Annotated in this window: 20 protein-coding genes and 1 pseudogene; 11 read left to right on the forward strand and 10 right to left on the reverse strand. The window is 53.6% G+C overall.

Going from position 1 to position 19,659, the window contains the following annotated elements:
* Positions 1-48 precede the first annotated feature (48 nt).
* The 5 genes and pseudogenes from JXO50_06780 to JXO50_06800 all read left to right on the forward strand — a co-directional run bounded on the left by JXO50_06780 (position 49) and on the right by JXO50_06800 (position 7,211).
* Positions 49-1,032: pseudogene (locus JXO50_06780) on the forward strand (LTA synthase family protein).
* Between the two features lie 252 nt (positions 1,033-1,284).
* Complete coding sequence (locus JXO50_06785) at positions 1,285-2,604, forward strand: HDOD domain-containing protein (GenBank protein MBN2332793.1); 1,320 nt, start codon at positions 1,285-1,287, stop codon at positions 2,602-2,604.
* Positions 2,605-2,744: 140 nt separating this feature from the next.
* Positions 2,745-4,478, forward strand: coding sequence for a SpoIIE family protein phosphatase (locus JXO50_06790; GenBank protein ID MBN2332794.1), 1,734 nt, complete (start codon positions 2,745-2,747; stop codon positions 4,476-4,478).
* Positions 4,479-4,749: 271 nt separating this feature from the next.
* Complete coding sequence (locus tag JXO50_06795) at positions 4,750-6,306, forward strand: ABC transporter substrate-binding protein (GenBank protein MBN2332795.1); 1,557 nt, start codon at positions 4,750-4,752, stop codon at positions 6,304-6,306.
* The gene (locus JXO50_06800) at positions 6,291-7,211 is read left to right on the forward strand and encodes an ABC transporter permease (GenBank protein MBN2332796.1); all 921 of its coding nucleotides are present in this window, start codon (positions 6,291-6,293) and stop codon (positions 7,209-7,211) included. The genes JXO50_06795 and JXO50_06800 overlap by 16 nt, the downstream gene beginning before the upstream one ends.
* Before the next feature lie 138 nt (positions 7,212-7,349).
* Here JXO50_06800 and JXO50_06805 read toward each other — a convergent pair whose 3' ends face one another.
* Complete coding sequence (locus JXO50_06805) at positions 7,350-8,048, reverse strand: aldo/keto reductase (GenBank protein MBN2332797.1); 699 nt, start codon at positions 8,046-8,048, stop codon at positions 7,350-7,352.
* A complete protein-coding gene (locus tag JXO50_06810) occupies positions 7,966-8,310 on the reverse strand; it encodes a hypothetical protein (protein ID MBN2332798.1) in 345 nt (114 codons plus the stop codon). The genes JXO50_06805 and JXO50_06810 overlap by 83 nt, the downstream gene beginning before the upstream one ends.
* 218 nt (positions 8,311-8,528) lie before the next feature.
* On the opposite strand from JXO50_06810, the gene JXO50_06815 reads away from it, so the two are divergent.
* The 5 genes from JXO50_06815 (at position 8,529) to JXO50_06835 (ending at position 13,112) form a co-directional block, all read left to right on the forward strand.
* Positions 8,529-9,557 (forward strand): lipid A deacylase LpxR family protein, encoded by a 1,029-nt coding sequence (locus tag JXO50_06815; protein MBN2332799.1) that lies wholly within the window; start codon positions 8,529-8,531, stop codon positions 9,555-9,557.
* Between the two features lie 46 nt (positions 9,558-9,603).
* Positions 9,604-11,661: a response regulator gene (locus JXO50_06820; GenBank protein ID MBN2332800.1), complete on the forward strand. Its 2,058-nt coding sequence runs from the start codon at positions 9,604-9,606 to the stop codon at positions 11,659-11,661.
* 53 nt (positions 11,662-11,714) lie between these two features.
* A complete protein-coding gene (locus JXO50_06825) occupies positions 11,715-12,350 on the forward strand; it encodes an arginine N-succinyltransferase (protein ID MBN2332801.1) in 636 nt (211 codons plus the stop codon).
* A 41-nt stretch (positions 12,351-12,391) separates the two neighbouring features.
* Positions 12,392-12,553: a YqaE/Pmp3 family membrane protein gene (locus tag JXO50_06830; GenBank protein ID MBN2332802.1), complete on the forward strand. Its 162-nt coding sequence runs from the start codon at positions 12,392-12,394 to the stop codon at positions 12,551-12,553.
* 181 nt (positions 12,554-12,734) lie between these two features.
* Positions 12,735-13,112: an HNH nuclease family protein gene (locus JXO50_06835; GenBank protein ID MBN2332803.1), complete on the forward strand. Its 378-nt coding sequence runs from the start codon at positions 12,735-12,737 to the stop codon at positions 13,110-13,112.
* Positions 13,113-13,189: 77 nt separating this feature from the next.
* On the opposite strand, the gene amrA is transcribed toward JXO50_06835, so the two are convergent.
* A complete protein-coding gene (gene amrA, locus JXO50_06840; GenBank protein MBN2332804.1) occupies positions 13,190-13,762 on the reverse strand; it encodes an AmmeMemoRadiSam system protein A in 573 nt (190 codons plus the stop codon).
* Between the two features lie 33 nt (positions 13,763-13,795).
* A complete protein-coding gene (amrB, locus tag JXO50_06845) occupies positions 13,796-14,632 on the reverse strand; it encodes an AmmeMemoRadiSam system protein B (protein ID MBN2332805.1) in 837 nt (278 codons plus the stop codon).
* Between the two features lie 143 nt (positions 14,633-14,775).
* Between amrB and JXO50_06850 the strand changes: the two genes are divergently transcribed.
* Positions 14,776-15,075, forward strand: a complete 300-nt coding sequence (locus tag JXO50_06850) for a hypothetical protein (GenBank protein MBN2332806.1) — start codon at positions 14,776-14,778, stop codon at positions 15,073-15,075.
* Between the two features lie 77 nt (positions 15,076-15,152).
* On the opposite strand, the gene JXO50_06855 is transcribed toward JXO50_06850, so the two are convergent.
* The 6 genes from JXO50_06855 to JXO50_06880 all read right to left on the reverse strand — a co-directional run bounded on the left by JXO50_06855 (position 15,153) and on the right by JXO50_06880 (position 19,424).
* Positions 15,153-15,320, reverse strand: coding sequence for a 4Fe-4S binding protein (locus tag JXO50_06855; GenBank protein MBN2332807.1), 168 nt, complete (start codon positions 15,318-15,320; stop codon positions 15,153-15,155).
* 112 nt (positions 15,321-15,432) lie between these two features.
* On the reverse strand, positions 15,433-16,002 hold the full coding sequence (frr, locus tag JXO50_06860) for a ribosome recycling factor (protein MBN2332808.1): 570 nt from the start codon (positions 16,000-16,002) through the stop codon (positions 15,433-15,435).
* Positions 16,003-16,004: 2 nt separating this feature from the next.
* On the reverse strand, positions 16,005-16,730 hold the full coding sequence (locus tag JXO50_06865; protein MBN2332809.1) for a UMP kinase: 726 nt from the start codon (positions 16,728-16,730) through the stop codon (positions 16,005-16,007).
* Between the two features lie 61 nt (positions 16,731-16,791).
* Positions 16,792-17,442, reverse strand: a complete 651-nt coding sequence (gene tsf, locus JXO50_06870; protein MBN2332810.1) for a translation elongation factor Ts — start codon at positions 17,440-17,442, stop codon at positions 16,792-16,794.
* Positions 17,443-17,525: 83 nt separating this feature from the next.
* Positions 17,526-18,359: a 30S ribosomal protein S2 gene (rpsB, locus tag JXO50_06875; protein ID MBN2332811.1), complete on the reverse strand. Its 834-nt coding sequence runs from the start codon at positions 18,357-18,359 to the stop codon at positions 17,526-17,528.
* Positions 18,360-18,479: 120 nt separating this feature from the next.
* Positions 18,480-19,424, reverse strand: coding sequence for a bifunctional riboflavin kinase/FAD synthetase (locus JXO50_06880; GenBank protein ID MBN2332812.1), 945 nt, complete (start codon positions 19,422-19,424; stop codon positions 18,480-18,482).
* Positions 19,425-19,659 lie beyond the last annotated feature (235 nt).

Consider the following 19,659-nt stretch of genomic DNA (forward strand, 5'->3'; position numbering starts at 1 on the left):
AATTGCCATCTTTTTCATTTAACCAGTCGGAGCCAATCCGTAGTGTAATTGCTCTCTGATTTGAGTCATTGTTTAAGAAGCGCGCCGGAAAAAGCAGAAATCACCCCATTTCTCGACCAATGGCTGACGCAAGGCCAGCTCTTTACCAACTTCTACGCTACCGGTACCAGAACCACCCGGGGGCTGGAGGCCATTACCCTTTCAGTGCCACCGACACCAGGCCGTTCACTGGTTAAACGGCCGGAGAAAACCCGCTTGATATCTTTGGGTGAGGTTTTGGCCAACAACCGCTACGATGTGGCATTTCTCTATGGCGGTCGTGGTTTCTTTGACAATATGAACGCCTTTTTCACCCACCGACCATGGCTACCGCTGTCTTGATCAGACAGATTTCGGCAAGGAGGAAATCACCTTCAAAAACGCCTGGGGAGTCGCCGGCGAGGACCTTTACCGCAAGGCCATCAAGGAAGCCGATAGGGACCACCAGCAATCATCGGCCCTACACCTATCCCGACGACAGGGTTGACGTTCCTTCCGGCACGGACCGCGAGGGAGCGGTAAAATACACGGATTACGCCCTGAAGCAGTGCATCTTCCTGGCCAGGGAGCGGCCGTGGTTCGCCCATACTATTTTTATCGTCGTCGCCGACCACTGCGCCAAAAGCGCCGGCAAAGCCGATCTGACGGTGACCAAATACCACATCCCCTGTTCATCTATTCCTCCGCCTGGTGATCCCGGGGGAAAACAACAAGCTGTCAAGCCAGATTGATATCGCCCCCACACTTCTCGGCCTGCTCAACCTCTCCTGCCAGAGCTGTTTTTTCGGCCAGGACTTCCAGCCGCGGGCCCTGCTTGCCAACTATCTCAAGCTCAGCCTGCTCAAGGATGACTCATTGATCGTCCTGGCCCTACAACGAGAACATGGCCATCAATCCCGACAACCGGCTGGTACTCGATTGCCAGTCCTACTATCAGGGCGCCAACCATTTCATCACCGCCAAAACCATCAAGTAGACCATTTGAACCGGTAATGGCCCTGGACGACGCCTACGGTCCCGACCAACCACAAAAAAACTGCCCGCATTGTGATATTTTTTTACACTTCCTCGCCCGTCAGACACATCGTACCGCATGCATGCACCCACCCCTTCCCAAATAAAGGTTTTTTCTCTCAGAACCCTTAAGTTTTCCCTTCCCTGTGCCGATTATCAAGGTACCCCTATGACCTGGGCACCACCAGGTCCAAACACATTGCTAACCGCCTGACCGTAGAGGAACGCCGGATGACCGTTTTCATCATCGACCACCATGCTGAATCGGCAGACTACATAGCCCAGATTGTCAGCTCCCTAGGGCTTACTCCCAAACCGATCAAATCAATCGCCGAACTGGTCACCACACTGCAGCAGGGACTCCCGCGGCTGATAATCACCGAAGCGCTGCTGCCCGGCTATGACGATTTTCTCATCCTGCAGCATGTGAAAGAGCAGGAGAACCTCAAGGACATTCCGGTTATCGTCACCACCAGCCGATCAAAACGGGAAGATATCATCAAAGCCCGCCAATTGGGGGCCAAAGGGTTTCTCATCAAACCTTTTGATAAAAAAGCACTTATTCAACAGATCAAACTGGCGCTTAACATCCGGGACTTGACCGGCAGCAGCACACAGCCGACCCAGGTCCGCCGCCCGCCGGCCACCGGCCGCCATCAATCCCACAAAATATCCCTCTCGACCATCAACAACGAACGACTGAAAAGCCAGATTTTACAGAAAATTGAGTCAATTCCCTCACTGCCGGCCATTGTCTATAAAGTCATGCAGCTGATCCAGGATGAAAAATCATGCGCTGCGGACTTCCAGGATCTGATTGCCAAAGACCAGGCGATGACCGCCAGGATGCTAAGGATGGTCAACTCCTCTTTTTTCAGCCTGTCACGGAAAATCAATTCCATCTCTGACGCCGTGGTTTATTTAGGCCATAACACCATCAGGAGCCTGGTTCTTGGAGCTTCAACCTCAAATATTTTCAAGAAAAGTCTCACCATCTACGGCTACCCGAAAGAGGGGCTCTGGCTGCACTCCAACATTGTTGCAGCCATCGCCCGCCACCTGGCCAAAGAGGCCCGGCTTACTCCGGCAGAAATTGAAAACTGCTATATTTCCGGGCTGCTGCATGACATCGGCAAGTTAATTCTTGGCCCCTTTGTGGAACAGTTCGCCGACCGTTTCACCCCAATTCTCGCTGCCGGCAAACCTATTTCTGGTGCAGAAAAAGATATTCTCGGCTTTGACCACGGTGAGATCGGCGGCATTCTGCTCACCAACTGGAAGCTGCCAAAAAACCTGGTTGAAACGGTCTCCAGCCATCATAGTCCTGACAATGCCACCGTCAACCCGAGGGAGGCCATTGTTGTCTCCCTGGCTGACAATCTGTGCAACCGCCAGGGATTTGCCCTGGCGCAGCCGCTTGAACGGCTGACGGAGGAAGAACGGCACCGAGGATATAAAGCCCTCAACCTGCCACCGGACTGGGAGGAACAACACCAGGAGCAGATTACTGATCTGGCCGGCCAAGTGGAGGAGATGATCAGTAAACTCTAATTTTTTCAGTAAGTCAGCGCGTCTGGCTCCAGACATCGACCGTCCCCTGACCACCGGCAGCACATGAAGCGCCGCAAACAGTCATGCTTACAGCACCGGCGGCCAGCTGTTCAAATAATCATCACTAAGGAATACCTATAATGAACTCCCTTTCCCAGCAAGCAATCATGGAGATCCATGCCTCCCTGGATTCAGCCGAACTCTACTTCACCTTGAATCGGCACCTTGGAGAGCTTTTCGGCATCCACCGCTATTCAATCTTCCTTTTCAACAACGACAGTCAGCAATACAACCTGGATTTTTCCACGGTGATCGACAGCAGCTACTGGGATGAGATCTTTTTTGACCAGAATGATGTCTTTTTTGAGTTCTTTGCCGGCGATGAGCCGTCACCTATTCCCTCCCAGCTCACCTGGTTCGGCAATGAATATGACCTCTACTGGATCAACATCCTCTACCATGGCGATGAAATCGCCCTGGCTTTCATCGCCCATGAACCACTTGACGATTTTACCACCATTGCAGCACCGTTACAGCTCTATTTCGACCATCTCTGCCTCTCCCTGATCAAAGCCAAGCTGTATGAAGAGATGCGTGATATCAAGGAGGAAAACGCCGCCAAACTTGACGCCATCAACGAAATGGGAGAACTGCTGGGCAACCTTGAGCTGGAACGAATCATGGTCAAACTGATGGAGTTGTCATTGAAGATCCTCACGGCGGAAGTAGGTTCTATCATGCTTTACAACGATGAGCATGAACTGGAGACTACGATCGAGTGGGGCCTCAAAGATGAATTTATCAAATCAATCACCCTGAGCGAGGAAAAACTGCTTGTCGACCAAGTTGCCGCCAACAGGGAGGTTTGTCACATAGAGGACCTCCCCCATGACCCCAACGTTTCCGTCGGCAACAGTCTCTATTCGGTTAATTCCATTATCTCTTTCCCTCTGTTTACCCAAAACAAAACATACGGCGTCATCAACATCATCAACCAAGAAGGAAGTACCCATTTCGACAGCCGGGAGATAGAAACCCTGAAAACCGTTGCCCAGCTGGCTTCCATTGCCATTGAAAATGCCGTCTATCATCAGCAGGCACTGGAACAGGAAAAACTGATGGAGCAGCTAAGGATTGCCGGCGAAATCCAGCGGAGTCTGTTGCCCCAGAAGAATCCGGCTATCAAGGGACTTGACATCAGCGGCATCAGCATCCCGGCAGTCAATGTGGGGGGAGATTTTTTCGACTACATCGAAACACCGGAGCATAAGCTATGCGTGGTTATCGGCGATGTTGCCGGCAAAGGCATTCCGGCAGCCCTGCTGATGGCCATGACCAAAAGCATGATCAGATCAAATATCCAGGAACCCTGCAGCAACCGGACAAACCTACCCCAGGGAATGCGCTCGGTAAACAATTTCCTGGCCCGGGAAAACCTGGAGGGCAAATTTGTCACCGCTTTAGTGTATATTCTTGATCTGGTGGCAATGAAAGTCCACCTGCTCAGTGCCGGTCATACACCGCTACATATTTTCCGGCCCCGGGAAAACGAAGTAAAGACTTGGAATGATGGCGGCCTGCCGTTCGGCGTCCTGGAAAACGAAAGCTATCGACACCTGGCAGTTGACATCAAACCCGGTGACATCCTGCTTATCTACACCGATGGAATCACTGAAGCCCATAATCGGAACAGTGAGCTCTTCGGCACCCGACGGCTGGAACAGTTGATCATGAAAAATGCTGATCAGAACGCTGAAACAATCCGTGATGTGGTCGTCAAGGAAGTGGCCCGGTTTGCCCATGGCGAACCCCAGTTTGACGACCTGACCCTGGTGGTGGCTAAAATAAGCGAAGACATCGGCCGACCAGAATAAACAAACACCTCTGAACCGGCAGCATCTGCGTGTAGTCCGCAAACAGAGGTAAGAAAACCGGCAGGAATGGGGAAGCAGTCGCCTCCGAAAACCAGCCGGCCCGAGAACCGCTCAATCAAAGGGAGTTGCTCGCTGCCATCAGCCTCAAGGATGTTTACAAACATCCGGACCCCCTCTTTACCCCTATCCATACCCCCTTGCGCCACCGTGCAGAAGCTGGTACAGTTGGGTACTTTTGGTTTCAACTTTCCCCCTGGCTGCGTGGCTCATCATGGTCCGGATTTTCCCTCGTCACTTTTGCCGCACGCTACCCGTCATCCTGCTGGCGGTTATCTTCTCATTGGGGGCCTGTACACGCGACCAGCTCACCACTGCCCCCGGCAACAGCATAACGGTCGGTCTTGAAGGGTCACCGACAACGCTGGATCCCTGCTATACCAGTGACGCCTATGGCTCCAGGATTCTGCCGCTGATCTACAACAGCCTGGTAACCACCGATCACCACGGAATCATTATTGGCGACCTGGCCGAAACATGGCAGATTATTGACAGCTGCACCTATCTCTTCCGGCTCAAGCCGACTATCCGGTTCAGCGATGGCAGTCCCTGCCGGGCAGCAGATGTCAAGGCAACCATCGATTTTCTCAGAAACCCTGATCATGGGTGCCCGGCATTCGGCAGCCTTTCCCTGATCGAAAACATTGACATCCCCGACCAGCGGACGATCATCTTTCATCTCAGTCGGCCTTTTGCCAGTTTTCTCTATGCCCTTACCGCCTATATCATTCCAGCACCTTACTGCACCATCGACAACAACAATGATCGTATCATTCCCGGCAGCGGTCCTTTCCAACTGAGTGAATTTTCCCGTGGTCGGCGCATTACCCTGACTCGCAATCAAAACAGTCAAGTGGCGCCAACGATCGACACCATCCATTTCCAGATTATTGCTGATGATACCACCAGAATTCTGGCGCTCAAAAAGGGAACGCTTGATCTGGTGCAAAATGCCATCCCTCCCTACGCATTGAAATTTCTCCAGCGCGATCCCCAGCTGCAGATTATCAGTCAGCACGGCTCCAGTTATAAATACCTGGGCTATAATCTTGAGGACCCACTGACCGGCAATCTCACGGTTCGTCAAGCTATTTCCCTGGCCATTGACCGCCAGCAGATCATCCGCCATATTCTAAAAAACCATGCCCGCCCGGCCACCGGCCTGCTGCCGCCGGAACACTGGGCAAAAGCATCGTCGCTGCCGTCAGATCGCTACGACCCGGAAGCAGCTGCGGCGCTGCTTGACAACGCCGGCTTTCCACCCCTTGGAAAACAAGGTATCCGTTTCAGCCTGACGTATAAAACATCCACTAACCAGGAAAGTTACGAGATCGCCCAGATCATCAAAAAACAGCTGGCTGCAATCGGTATTGCGGTAACCATCCTGCGCTTCGAGTGGGGCACCTTTTTTGCGGATATCAGGAAAGGAAATTTTCAGCTCTACTCGCTGAAATGGATCGGCATTGAAGACCCGGATATTTTTTACTACATCTTTCATTCCTCCAGCACCCCGCCCAAGGGCGCCAACCGTGGCAGGTTCGTCAACAAAGAGGCAGACCGACTGCTGGAGCAGAGCCGGCTGTCCCTTGACCCGGAAGAACGCCGCCGGATTTTTGTCCGCCTGCAGGAGATTCTTGCACAGCAAGTTGTCTACACCAATCTCTGGCACCGGGATGACGTGGTGATCATGAAGCGGAATCTGGCGGGGTTTGAAATCTATCCGGGGGGCGTGTACACTTCCCTCAGGCAGGTCACATGGCTCGATACCTGATCAAACGGCTGCTGACCATGATTCCTACCATCATCGGGGTGGTTACCATGGTCTTTTTTCTGGTCCACCTGATTCCCGGCGACCCGGTGACGGTCATGCTGGGGGAACATGCCCGGGCGGTGGAAAAGGCCGCCCTGCGCCAGCAGCTGGGCCTTGACCTGCCGCTTTGGCAGCAATACTGGAGTTTTCTCAAGGGGATTGCCACCGGCAACCTGGGGGTATCTTTTTTCTATCGCCAGCCGGTGGCTGCCATCATCGCTGCACGGCTGCCGGCAACCATCCTGCTGGCCGGCGCGGCAATGGGCGTGGCCCTGCTTATCGCCCTACCCCTGGGAGTACTGGCCGCCAGCCGCCAGTACAGCGGCATTGACAACCTGGGAATGTTTTTTTCGCTGTTGGGGATCTCAATGCCCAACTTCTGGCTCGGACCGCTGCTGATCATTCTCTTTTCCCTGAAGCTCAACTGGCTGCCGGTTTCAGGCATGGATGGCCTTGCCAGTCTCATTCTGCCGGCCATCACCCTGGGCACGGCCCTGGCAGCCATCCTTTCGCGGATGACCCGCTCCAGCCTGCTGGAGGAGATGGCCAAAGAGTATCTGACGGCCGCCCGGGCCCGAGGTCTGCCAGCCGCCCGGGTAATTCTCAAACATGCCTTGAAAAACGCCCTCCTGCCGGTGGTCACCATTGTCGGCCTGCAGTTCGGTTCCCTGCTTTCGGGGGCCATCGTCACCGAAAAGGTTTTTTCCTGGCCGGGGATCGGCAGCCTGCTGATTCAGGCAGTTTTCAGCCGGGATTACCCTATGGTCCAAGGATGCATCCTGGTGATCTCCTTTTGCTACATCATCGCCAACGTGGCCACCGAACTGTTTTACGCCCTTGTTGACCCAAGAATCCGGTATGACTAAGGTTCACTTTGAATCATGGTCTTATTCATTACAAGGATATAAGCCAGGACAACCTGAAACTCCCATACATGCCCCGCAACCCCCGAACAGGCGACCTGAGTCCGAAAGGTCAGCGTGGATCGGTGGCCAGCAAGCTACTTACACCATACGGATGGCAAACTCGGGGCAGAAACCAACGCAGTAGCCACAGCGCAGGCAGAGATCAGCATTGATCCTGGGTTTTTCCTCTCCAGGGTCCTTGGTGATCGCTCCGTTGGGACAATTTTCCATACAGGTACCGCAATCCTTGCAGAGCCAGTCGATGATTTGGAACTCCTTGACCTCAGTCAAGAGCGGCGGCAGTGAAGCAAGGTCAACTGGTTGAGTCTTGAAATAGGCCAGGTTATACTCCACTTCCGCTTCGCTGACCATCCCCAGCGCAAGAGACAACCGACCAATTTCCCTGGCAAAGCCGACTGCCTGATGAAAGTCACTCACTAGACTGCCACCCCCAAGAACTTTCATCAGATAAACGCCCTTTTCCTGTTTGAGACACTGGCCGATGGCTCCTTTCATTTCAGTCACCGATCCATGGAGGATGCCGATCCCCGCCTGGTTGATAATCGGAAACACCACGTCCACCTCATCCACCTCGGCCGCTCTGCTAGCGGCGGCCACCGAATGGGTGCTGATCCCCACCGCCTTGATGATTCCTTTGGCTTTACAATCCAGCAGACACTGCCAGGCCCCCCGACGCTGCTCAAAGACCGTTTCATCAGCCCGGGCGGCGTGGAGGTGGAAGATATCGATATAGTCCACTTCCAGAGCCTGCAGAGCCTCTAGAACAGCCTGTTCCATTTCCCCATAGCCTGGCAGCCGTGGATTTACTGGCCAGCACCGGCCGGCGGGGAACCTGCTTCAAAGCCAGTCGGATCGGTTCATAGGTTTTGTACATCTGGGCGGTATCGATGAAATCAATCCCGCCGCGCAGGGCCCGGACAATGATATTCCGGCAAACATCAACCGGCAGATTCTTCTGCAGCGGCCCCATGGGCAGAGCGCCAAAACATACTTCACTGACTTCCAATCCGGTCCTGCCGAGGAGCATTCTCCGCATCATGTTCTCCTTTTTCGCTGCTGCTGCCTACACACCCATCTCTTGGCACTTTACCAACAGCTTTTTTCTCCCCTTAGTGCAATAAAAACCGGCCGCTGTCAAATCTTTGCTTATTTTTTCTATCAGTACTCCCGTAAATCATGATACATTCTTATGGCAGTTCAACGAACTGGGAAGCCACCTGCCCGCCAAACAACAAGACGATGAACCACGCAACAAGAATGACACAACGATTAGTTCTCTCCCTGCTTTTTTTCGCCTTGCTGATTCCCGCCGACTCCCGAGCGGCGGAGCTGAATCCCTGGATCCACAGCTGCTATTTTGAAAACGACCTGTTCACCGGCACCGACAGCAACTACACCAACGGCGTGAAATATGCCATCATCTCCCCCGACCTGTCACCGACCGTCCAGGACAAAGGCAGGATTCCCAAAAAAGTGCTTGATCTGATTCACACCCTGCCCTTCATCCGCAATGCGCCGCCCGAAACAGCGCACAAGGTGGAGTTTTCCTTCGGCCAGAACATCTACACCCCTGCGGATATCGCCCGCAGCGACCTGATCGACGATGACCGTCCCTATGCCGGCTGGACCTACCTGGGCACCGCCTACCACCGGAAAAGCGTCCTGCAGCAAGGCATCGCCACCATGGACACGGTGGAAATCCAGCTGGGTCTGGTGGGTCCGGAATCATACGCCGAAAACTCCCAGAAGCTTGTCCATGAACTCCGTGACCTCCAGACTCCCAACGGCTGGGATCATCAGCTGCACAATGAACCAGGCATTGTCCTTGCGTTCGAAAGGAAGTGGCTCTTTCACCCCCATAAGGATGGGCTGGGCTGGGCGACCATCGGCCATACGGGCGGCACCCTGGGTAATGTGGCAACCTACCTCAATGGCGGCCTGGAGGTGCGGCTGGGCTGGAATATTCCCGAAAACTTCGGTGTTTCGCTCATCAGGCCGGCTGGCAGCACCCGAATGGGGGTAACCTGCAGACCAAGCTTTTATCTCCTCGGGGCCCTTGACAGCCGGCTGGTTTTCAGGGATATTTTCTTAGACGGCAATACGTTTACTGACAGTCACAGCGTTGACAAGGAACCCCTGGTCGCTGATCTTGCTGCCGGAGTCGCCTGCAGCTATGGCAGGTTCATGCTTACCTTTACCCAGGTACTGCGTACCAAAGAGTTCAAAAAGCAGACCGACAGCCATAGCTTTGGTGCCATCTCCCTCTCCTGTTTTTTCAACTTTTGAACGGCCGGGGAATTGCCGACGCAATAACCACGGAAGGATCATGACCATGTTCCATCTTCCCCCAACAGGATGGACAACCTATCGATTTTTCCGCCCACATCACCTTTTTGGCATCGTTCTGGCAGCCATGTTGCTGGCCTTGCCGCCGGCGGATTGGGCAAAAGCAGAACAAGCTGCTGACCAGGCCGGAATGCAGCGGCATATCATTCTGCAACTGCCATGGCGTCACCAGTTCCAGTTTGCCAGCTACTATGCCGCCGTTGAACAGGGCTATTATCAGAAGGCCGGATTCGACGTAACCATCCAGAACGACAATCCGGGCAGCAGTCCAGTTGCCGAGGTTCCTGCCGGTTTCCTCTACAATCCTGAGCCCGAACTGGACTACGCAATACTCTATCGGCTGGCGGTTATTGCCATCACCCTGCTGTTTGCCACCGCCATCGGCCTGCTGATCTTCTTCACCTATCGCATGCGCCAGGTCCTCAAGGAAAAAACGGCATCACTGGTGGCTGCCGAAGACGACCTGCTTGCCAGCGACGCCCTCTATCGAACCCTGTTCAACAACGTTCCGGTCGGCATCGGCCTGATCGGCCTCGATGGCAGCATTTTTGCGGTCAACAATAAGGTGCTGGAGATTACCGGCTATACCAGGCGGGAAGCCCTCCGGGAAAATGTCAGTTCCCTCTATTTCAACCCTGCTGATCGGCAAAAAACTCTCCAACAGATACGCGAGAACGGCTTTGTCCAGGGGATGGAGTTCAAACTGAAGCGAAAGGACGGCACCCCTTTTGACGGTCGTTTCACCAGCGTCCTGGTGTCGGTCGGCGGCGAACAGAAGATGCTCTCGATGGTCGAAGATCTCAGCCAGCAAAAGCAGCTGGAGGAGGAGCAGCTCAAGGTAGCGGAAAAGCTTGAGCGGCTGGAAAAGATGGAGGCCATCGGGTTGATGGCCGGCGGCGTCGCCCATGATCTGAACAATATTCTTTCCGGCATCGTCAGCTATCCGGAACTGCTGCTAATGAAGCTCCCCAAGGACAGTGACCTGAGAAAACCGATCCAGACCATCCAGCAGGCTGGCAGCCGGGCGGCGGCCGTGGTGGCTGATCTCCTGACTGTTGCCCGTGGCGCTGCCAGCATCAGGGAAACGGCAAATCTGAACAGGATCATCGAGGAATATTTCACCTCGCCAGAGGGGATGGAAGTCAAGGAGCTGCATCGAGAAGTTTCCTGCATCACCAATCTGCTCCCAGAACTGGCCAATATTTTCTGTTCACCGGTGCATATCAGGAAATGCCTGATGAACCTGATCCTTAACGCCGCGGAAGCCATTGAAGACGAGGGAACCATTGTCATTACAACCCGCAACCAGTATCTGGCCGGGCCGCTTTTCAAGGGACACAAGATCAACCAAGGACAGTATGCCGTTCTCAGCGTCAGTGATACCGGTTCGGGCATTGAAAAAAAAGATATTGAACACATTTTTGAGCCATTTTATACAAAAAAAGTCATGGGTAGGAGCGGCACCGGTCTGGGACTTACCGTGGTCTGGAATACGGTTCAGGATCATGGCGGCATCATCACGGTGGACAGCAGCAGAAAAAGGACTGTCTTCGAACTCTATTTCCCGGCAACCACCGAGGAGCCGGCGGCCGGCAAACCCCATGTTGAGATGGAATCCCTGAAAGGCAGCGGTGAAACCGTCCTGGTTGTCGATGATGAACCTCAGCAGCGGGAGATTGCCAGCCAAATTCTCCTACTCCTTGGCTACCGGGTTGCAACGGTGGCTTCAGGGGAACAGGCTGTTCACTATCTGCGCTCCAAAACAGCAGATCTGCTTCTTCTCGATATGCTCATGGCCCCGGGAATCAATGGACGGGAAACCTATGAACAGATCATCAGCATCCATCCCGAGCAAAAGGCGTTGATCGCCAGCGGCTTTTCCCACAGCGACGACATTAATCAGACGCTTTGCATGGGTGCCGGCGGTTTTGTCAAGAAACCATACACCGTTGAGCAGCTGGGCAAAGCAATCCAGAAGGTGCTGGGCACAAAACACACCGTCAACACAACATCTCGGCCACTTTTGGGGAGGATGCGAACGTGAGAGACAGCAGCTCGAACCAACAACAGCCAGCCACGACACCCAATGTAGGCTGGCTGAAAATACTGGCCATCGTGGTGCTCGCCACCAGCATCGCAACGATCGTCGCCGTGATTGCGGTCACCGGCATCTTTTCACGGGAATTCAGGCCAGTGACCTTGAGCGCCGGTGAACAGCAAATCCTGGAAAACAAACTGGCCAGGCTTGACCCCGGCAATCACCCGGAGGCTGACCACCAGCAGAAGGCTCCGCCAGTCGGCCAAACGTTACAGCCAGAACCCTACAGCGAGAAAGATGCCAGGCGGGAGATTGTTTTGAGTGAAAAGGAACTCAACGCCCTGCTGGCCAGGAATACTGACTTGGCCAGGAAACTTGCCATCGACCTTGCCGATGACCTGGTCAGCGCCAAACTGCTGCTGCCCGTCGAAGAGGACTTTCCCCTCTTGGGGGGCAAGACCATCAAGGCAACTGCCGGTCTGGAACTGGCAACAAAAAACGGGCAGTTGACCATCGCCCTGAAGGGGATCAGCATCTGGGGCGTACCGGTTCCCAACGCCTGGCTGGGCAATCTGAAGAATGTGAACCTGATAAAAGAGTTCGGCAATGATGAAGGGTTCTGGAAGACACTGGCCGCTGGCATCGAAACAATCATCATAAAAGAGGACAAACTGCTGGTCAAGCTCAAGGAGTGAGGGGCATCGGCTACGCTTAGCTGAACAAACGGGGCTTATCCATGGAAATCATCAAAATTATCTGCGCAATTATGCTGCCGCCGTTGGGAGTTTTCCTTCAGGTGGGGATCGGCAAGCACTTCTGGCTCAACCTGCTGCTGACGCTGCTGGGCTATATCCCCGGCATCGTTCATGCGGTCTGGGTGATTGCCAAAAACAAATAAATGATGGCTTCGTAACAACTCCATCTTGTTCGTTAAGCTGCAACCTTCGTCATTGTGGCGTACTGTATAGTACAACCCATTCCTCAGCCTTTGCTTGCCTCGAATCTGGTGCCGTTACTGTGCCATCCGGTTTCTAAAACATTTTGCCGGTTATTACGAGTTCATCAATAAAGAGGAGGGCATGACCTTGTCAAAGGAAAAAGACTATACCGAGACCATGGCTGAGCTTCGGCGCCACCAGGAACTGCGGGCGCAAAGCTACCGTGAGCGGGCTCTTAAACTGTTTCCATGGGTCTGCGCCCGCTGCGGCCGTGAATTCGCCGGCAAAAAACTGCAGCAACTCACCGTCCACCACAAAGACCACAACCATGACAACAATCCCGCTGACGGCAGCAACTGGGAGCTTTTGTGCGTCTACTGCCACGACCACGAACACACAAAACAGGTCAATGCATCATTCTACGGCAGCCCGCCACCGACCGACGCAGAAAAACCAGCCACCACCTATTCGCCCTTTGCCGATCTTGACCAGCTGCTGAAGAAGAAGCAGTCACATTGAGCAACTACCTTTAAGGCGGTTCTGGGCCAGGGTCATTTGTTGCCCGGAAATTACGCAATGAATTCATGAACCGGGCACTAGAAAATATCGGCGGAAAACAAGTATATCCTGGTTTCTGACTGCCGCCAGCAGGAAGCCGACAGCCCGGCTTTCATGCAGGTGTGCGCAAGGAACTCCTCCCGGCTCCAGCCGTACTCGGTGGCCACCTGGGGCAGCAAAAGTCCGGCATGGCCCTGGCATTCAAGATACAAGCCATGCACCCCCACCTCAATCTCCTCAAAATCATTCACCAGCTGCAGAGGTGTCAGGACGGATATCTCCAGTTTCAGGGAGGTCAGTTCCTCGGCAGTGACCGCTGGGAAGCGAGGATCATGGAAGGCTGCGGCAATGGCCATCTCCCGAACCGTTTCCTCCAGCGGCCGGGTTGCTCGGATATGGCCGATGCAGCCGCGCAAGCTGCCATCTTTATAGAGGGTTACAAAAGCCCCGCGCAATTCCCGCAGATGTTCACCAGCTGCCGGATCATGATGGTGCGCCGGGACAGGTGCATTCAGATGGCCGGCAATCTCCGTTAACACCACCTGGCGGAGAAACTGCTTCTCCGCCGCCGTCAACCCCAAGTCCACCCCAACCTTTTTTTTCATGAGCATTCCCCTGTCTGGATATAAACCATGGACGGCATATCACTCCTCTTGACGGAACAAGGCAGCCGCCATGTAGCCCACCACATGACCGCGATCACCGGAGACATCGCCGGAATTTTGATACTGAAGCACCCGGGCTGCAGTTGCTCCCAGGCGGGCGGCAAGCATCATGACCGCAATCATCGGGCCGGCACCGCAGGCTTCGGCAGAACCGCTTTTCACCGTCTGCCACAACGCCCGGGGATCATTGTCATTGACGGCCGCAATAATATGGCCATCCAGGACCGTTGCTTCATCATAGGTGTGGTAGTGGGATAGATCTGAACTGGCCACCAGGAGCACCCGGCGGCCGGCCAGCACTTTGGCAAAGGTTTCGGCAATCATCATCGCGGTTTCCCAATCCTGGGACCCCATGATCGCCGGAATCAGAGTAAATGCAGGCAGCATAACCTGCAGGAAGGGCAGTTGCACCTCCAAAGCATGTTCCTGCCGGTGAGCCTGGGGCATAAAATGACAGCTGCGGTTCTCCGCCTGCAGCTGCGCCACCACGTCATCAGCCACCGGCACCACCCCCAGCGGCGTCAGGTAGTCACCGTCACCATAGAGTGAAATCCCCTGGAAATACACATGATGACTGGGGGCAATCACCACCACATGATCATACACCGCCCCAGCCAGCTGCCGGTAAGCCGCAGCGGCAACGCCGCCGGAATAGATGTAGCCGGCGTGGGGACTGATAAGGCCGACCACCTGCCCGGGAACCTGCTCTCCAGGTGCATCTCTGAGATAGCGGGAGATGTCAGCCCGCAGGACCCGTTGATCATCGGAATAGAAAGCGCCAGCCACTGCCGGTCTTCTCACGCTCCGTTGCTGCATTCCCTCCCCCCTCCAGGGCCGATATCTGGCCGGCCCTTTGCACTTGATTATAATCGCCAGATCACGTATGAAACCTCACAGTGATTCTCCCTCGTAATAATCTATCATGCTTTGACGGCATGTCAAGCAAGCTGACAACAACGATGGACAAAAATAGCATCCTTACCCACCTGGAAAATTTACTGGCCCAGTTCAACATCAGGGTCGTTTATGAAAACCTTGTCGCCCAGGCAATCAAAAGAAAACGCGGCCTGTGTCGCCACGAAAACGAATACCTGTTCATTATCAATAAAAAGGAGAACCTTGACTTCAAGATCGGTGCGCTTTGTGAGATTATCTCAAAATTCGATCTCGAATCAATCTACCTGCCGCCCCAGGTACGGGCGCTTATTGAGCGGCAGCAGAAACCTTCCAGCCGCCGGCAGACTTCAGGAAAGCAATGACAGCAGCGTGAGGTTGATAAAAAAAAGGGGATTACCCAACGGGTAATCCCCTTTTTTCATACTCATGAGGCCGGCACTTACTTTTCGATAATCGCGTCAGTCGGGCACACTTCTACGCAGGAACCACATTCAACACATTTGTCCTGATCAATTTCATACTTGTCATCAGCTTCGAAGATGGCATCTTCAGGACATTCTTCTGCACAGGTACCACAGGAAACACATTCATCGGTAATCACATACATGGTCAAACCTCCTTCAGTTATGGTTCACTTCGGGACACTGTCTTGCGTCACCTCTCAGTAAACACATTACATTATGGCCGGCAGCCAACCACGGCCGCCAACCTAACAACCATTAAATTTCCATCACTTCCTGCTCTTTAGCAACAATGATCTCATCAATTCTTTTGACAAAGCTGTCGGTCAACTTCTGCACTTCATCCTGACCTTTACTGTTTTCATCTTCGGTGATATCCTTATCTTTTTCCAGCGATTTAAGCATATCAATGCAGTCACGCCGGCAGGCCCGGATACCGACCTTGGAGGTTTCCCCCATCTTTTTCACCACCTTGACCAACTCTTTCCGCCGCTCTTCGGTTGGTCGGGGCATCACCAGGCGAATCTGCTTGCCGTCATTCGTAGGATTGACCCCAAGATCGGACTTATTGATCGCCTTTTCAATATCACCAATCATGTTACTGTCCCATGGCTGAATGACAATCATCCTGCTTTCGGGAACAGAAAGCGATGCCATCTGGTTCAGCGGTGTCAAGGTGCCATAATAATCGATCTTAATCCCATCAAGCAGGGCAAGGGATGCCCGGCCGGTACGCACCCGCCCCAAATCACGCTTCAGAGCCTCAACAACCTTCTGCATACTTTCCTGGCCGTCTTCAAGAACCGCAGCAATATCTTCCTGTGCCATAGTTACCTCTTTCCGACATAGGTGCCGATTGGTTCACCGCTCACCGCTTTTTTGATATTTCCCCGTTTTGTCAGGTTGAAAACCAGAATCGGCAGTTTGTTGTCCATGCAAAGAGAGATTGCGGTGGCATCCATCACTTTCAGCCCTTTTTGCAAGACATCAAGATAGGTAAGTTGATCATATTTCAACGCCCCGGGGTGCTTCAAAGGATCACGGTCATAGACGCCGTCAACCTTGGTGGCCTTGATGATAATATCGGCCTGAATCTCCATGGCCCGCAGGGAGGCGGCGGTATCGGTGGTAAAGTAGGGATTGCCGGTACCGGCCACAAAGATAATCGTCCGCCCTTTTTCCAGATGACGTACAGCCCGGCGCTTGATGTAGGGTTCGGCAACCTCCTGCATGGCAATGGCGCTCATCACCCGGGTAAAAACACCCAGCTGTTCCAACGCATCCTGCAGAGCCAGACCATTGATTACCGTGGCCAGCATCCCCATATAGTCCGCAGTCGCCCGGTCCATACCCGCCTCGGCAGCATGAACACCACGAAAAATATTGCCACCGCCAATAACGATGGCCACCTCCACCCCCAATTCACGGAGGTCCCGGATCTCTTCGGCAAAAGAGCGGATCGTCTTGCTGTCGATACCATACTCTTTATCCCCCATCAGGGCTTCACCGCTTAATTTCAGCAAAACCCGACGGTAAGGGAGTACCTGCGCCACCATCTGCGTCCGTTTCTTGGCAGTTCCCACCCGGCAGCTACACCTTTACCGGGAAAACAACCAGCTACTTAAGTTGATCGGCAACTTCCTGTGCCAAGTCGGAACTTCTCTTTTCCAGGCCTTCACCCATAACAAAACGGGTAAATCGCCTGATACTGATATTTTCCCCGGTCTTGGCAATCATATCTTTCACCAGGGCCTCGACGGTCAGATCAGTATCTTTGACGAAAGGCTGCTCCATCAGGCAGTTTTCCTGGTAAAATTTTTCCAGTTTACCGGTAACAATCTTATCAACAATGTTTTCCGGTTTGCCACTGTCCAATGCTTGAGTCTTGAAAATCTGCTTTTCCCGTTCCACGATCTCCGCCGGAATATCTTCCCGCAGGACGCCTGCCGGATTGGCTGCCGCAATCTGCATGCAGATATCTTTGACAAAAGCCTGGAACTCATCGGTACGGGCAACAAAGTCAGTTTCACAATTGACTTCCACCAGGACGCCGATTTTCCCGCCGGCATGGATATAGGATCCAACCAGACCTTCGGAGGTGATACGGCCGCTCTTTTTAGAAGCTGCCGCCAGGCCCTTTTCACGCAGAAAATCAAGAGCTTCTTCCAGATTGCCCTCTTTTTCCTTGAGAGCTCTTTTACAATCCATAATCCCGGCCCCGGTTTTTTCCCGGAGCTCTTTTACCATTGCAGCAGTAATCTCTGCCATGCGCTCATCCTCCACTATGGTCATCTGCGGTCCCGCGGACAGGTTCAATCCAGCCGTCAAAAACCCAGATAGATGTTCAATAATTATTCTGCGGACGGGGCTGCAGACTCTTCAACAGCCTCGGCTGCCTTCTCTTCCCCTACCCGCTCGACAATGGGACCCTCACCTGATTCCTCGACAAGAAAATCAGCTTCATCGACCCCTTCAGCCGCAACCTGGGCTCTTTCGGCCCGCAGCATTTTCCCCTCCAGACAGGCGTCAGCAATTTTGCCGCAAAACAGCTTGATGGCCCGGATGGCATCATCGTTGCCCGGGATGGGAAAATCGATGGGATCAGGATCACAGTTGGTATCAATGACGGCAACCACCGGGATGCCCAGCTTGTTGGCCTCGGCCACCGCAATCGATTCCCGTTTGCAATCGATGATAAAGACGCAAGCCGGCTGCCGGGTCATATTCTTGACCCCGCCAAGGTTCTTCTCCAGCTTTTCCCGCTGCCGTTCCAGGGAAACCACTTCCTTCTTGGGCAGCAGTTCATAGGTACCATCGCCCTTCATGGTTTCCAGCTTCTTGAGCCGGGCGATGCTCTGCTTGATGGTCTGAAAATTGGTCATCATACCACCCAACCAACGCTGGCTGACCCAGTACATGCCGCAACGCCGAGCTTCCTCCTCAATGCTTTCCTGCGCCTGGCGCTTCGTCCCGACAAAAAGGACATCGCCACCATTAGCCACTGTTTCAACCACTTCCTTGTACGCCCTGCGAAATAGGGGAAGCGATTTCTGCAGGTCGATAATATAGATGCCGTTGCGGTCTCCAAAGATGTATTTCTTCATCTTCGGATTCCATCGTTTTGTCTGGTGACCGAAATGAACCCCAGCCTCCAGCAACTGTCTGATTGTTGTTACTGTTGCCATGTTTTTCTCCCGTTTCTTGTTTTTCCGCCGCTTCCCGTCCACCCCCACCAACCCTTGCTGGCACAATGGTGTAGACGATATAAACTATCCGGAAGCGTGAGTTTTATGAACGTGGCCTAGTTACCATAAACACCGGTCTTTTGCAAGGCCAAAAATCTTCCTGGCATCACTGATATCACGGGCAATCTGGGCCTGCAAAGCAGGGATGTCGTGAAACGCAATGACCGCTCTGAGCCGGTCAAGAAAAGTGATTTTGATTGTTTCTCCATAGAGATAACGCGCAAAATCAAGGATATGAACTTCGACGGTCAACCCGGTATCACCAAACGTAGGATTATAGCCGATACTGACGACACCCTGCCATTGGCGATCATGGTAGTCAACCAGAACCGCATATACACCTTCCCGGGGATAAAGCTCTGCTTCAGAACGGATGTTGGCCGTCGGGAAACCCAACTCAGCACCCCGGCTTTTCCCCGGCCGCACCTCGCCCATCACCGAATAGTAACGACCGAGCAGACGGGCAGCTGGCAGAACCTCACCGGCCATGATATGTTCACGAACCCGGGTACTGCTCACCACTTGGCCGTCGACCAACAGCGGCGGGGCAATAAGCGTGGAAAATCCCAGTTCGTCACCCAGTTTGTGCAGGAGTTTGACATCTCCTTCACGATCACGACCAAAGGTATAATTATCGCCAACAATAACGGTCCTGGCCCCCAACTGTTCGACGATGACCCGGCGGCCAAACTCGGCCGCCGACAAATCGGCAAATTCCCGGGTAAAGGGGGCACAGACTACTGCTTCAAGACCACATTCGGCCATCAGCCTGATTTTTTTCTCCAGCGGGGTAATCAAAAAAAGCCGCCGCTCGGGAAAAATCAGCTTTAAAGGGTGGGGATTGAAAGTCAGCGCGACCGGAACAACGCCATCACGGGCAGCCACTTCACCAGCCAGGGCAAAAAGGGAGCGGTGCCCCAGATGAACACCGTCAAAATTACCAATGGTCAGTACCGTACTGCGCGGCGGAAACCGCTGATCCCAAAGATTAAGGTAGGTCTTCACAGTTTCATCCAGAAAAAAAGAGGGATGTCCTGACTCTTTCGCCTGCCGGCCAAAAGCGCCACAACAATCCCGAAGCTACCAAGATATCCTATTTCAGCCGCATAGGACTGTACGGTTAGGTTAGCGACAGCCCCGGCACAAGAGCGATCACTATACACATTTCAGCCACGAAGAAAAAGAAAAATTTCCAAGAGATCGTACACTCTCAGCGACGCAAAATCCGTGGAGCCCCCCC

This window comes from Candidatus Anaeroferrophillus wilburensis (genome assembly GCA_016934315.1).
Classification (GTDB): domain Bacteria; phylum Desulfobacterota; class Anaeroferrophillalia; order Anaeroferrophillales; family Anaeroferrophillaceae; genus Anaeroferrophillus; species Anaeroferrophillus wilburensis.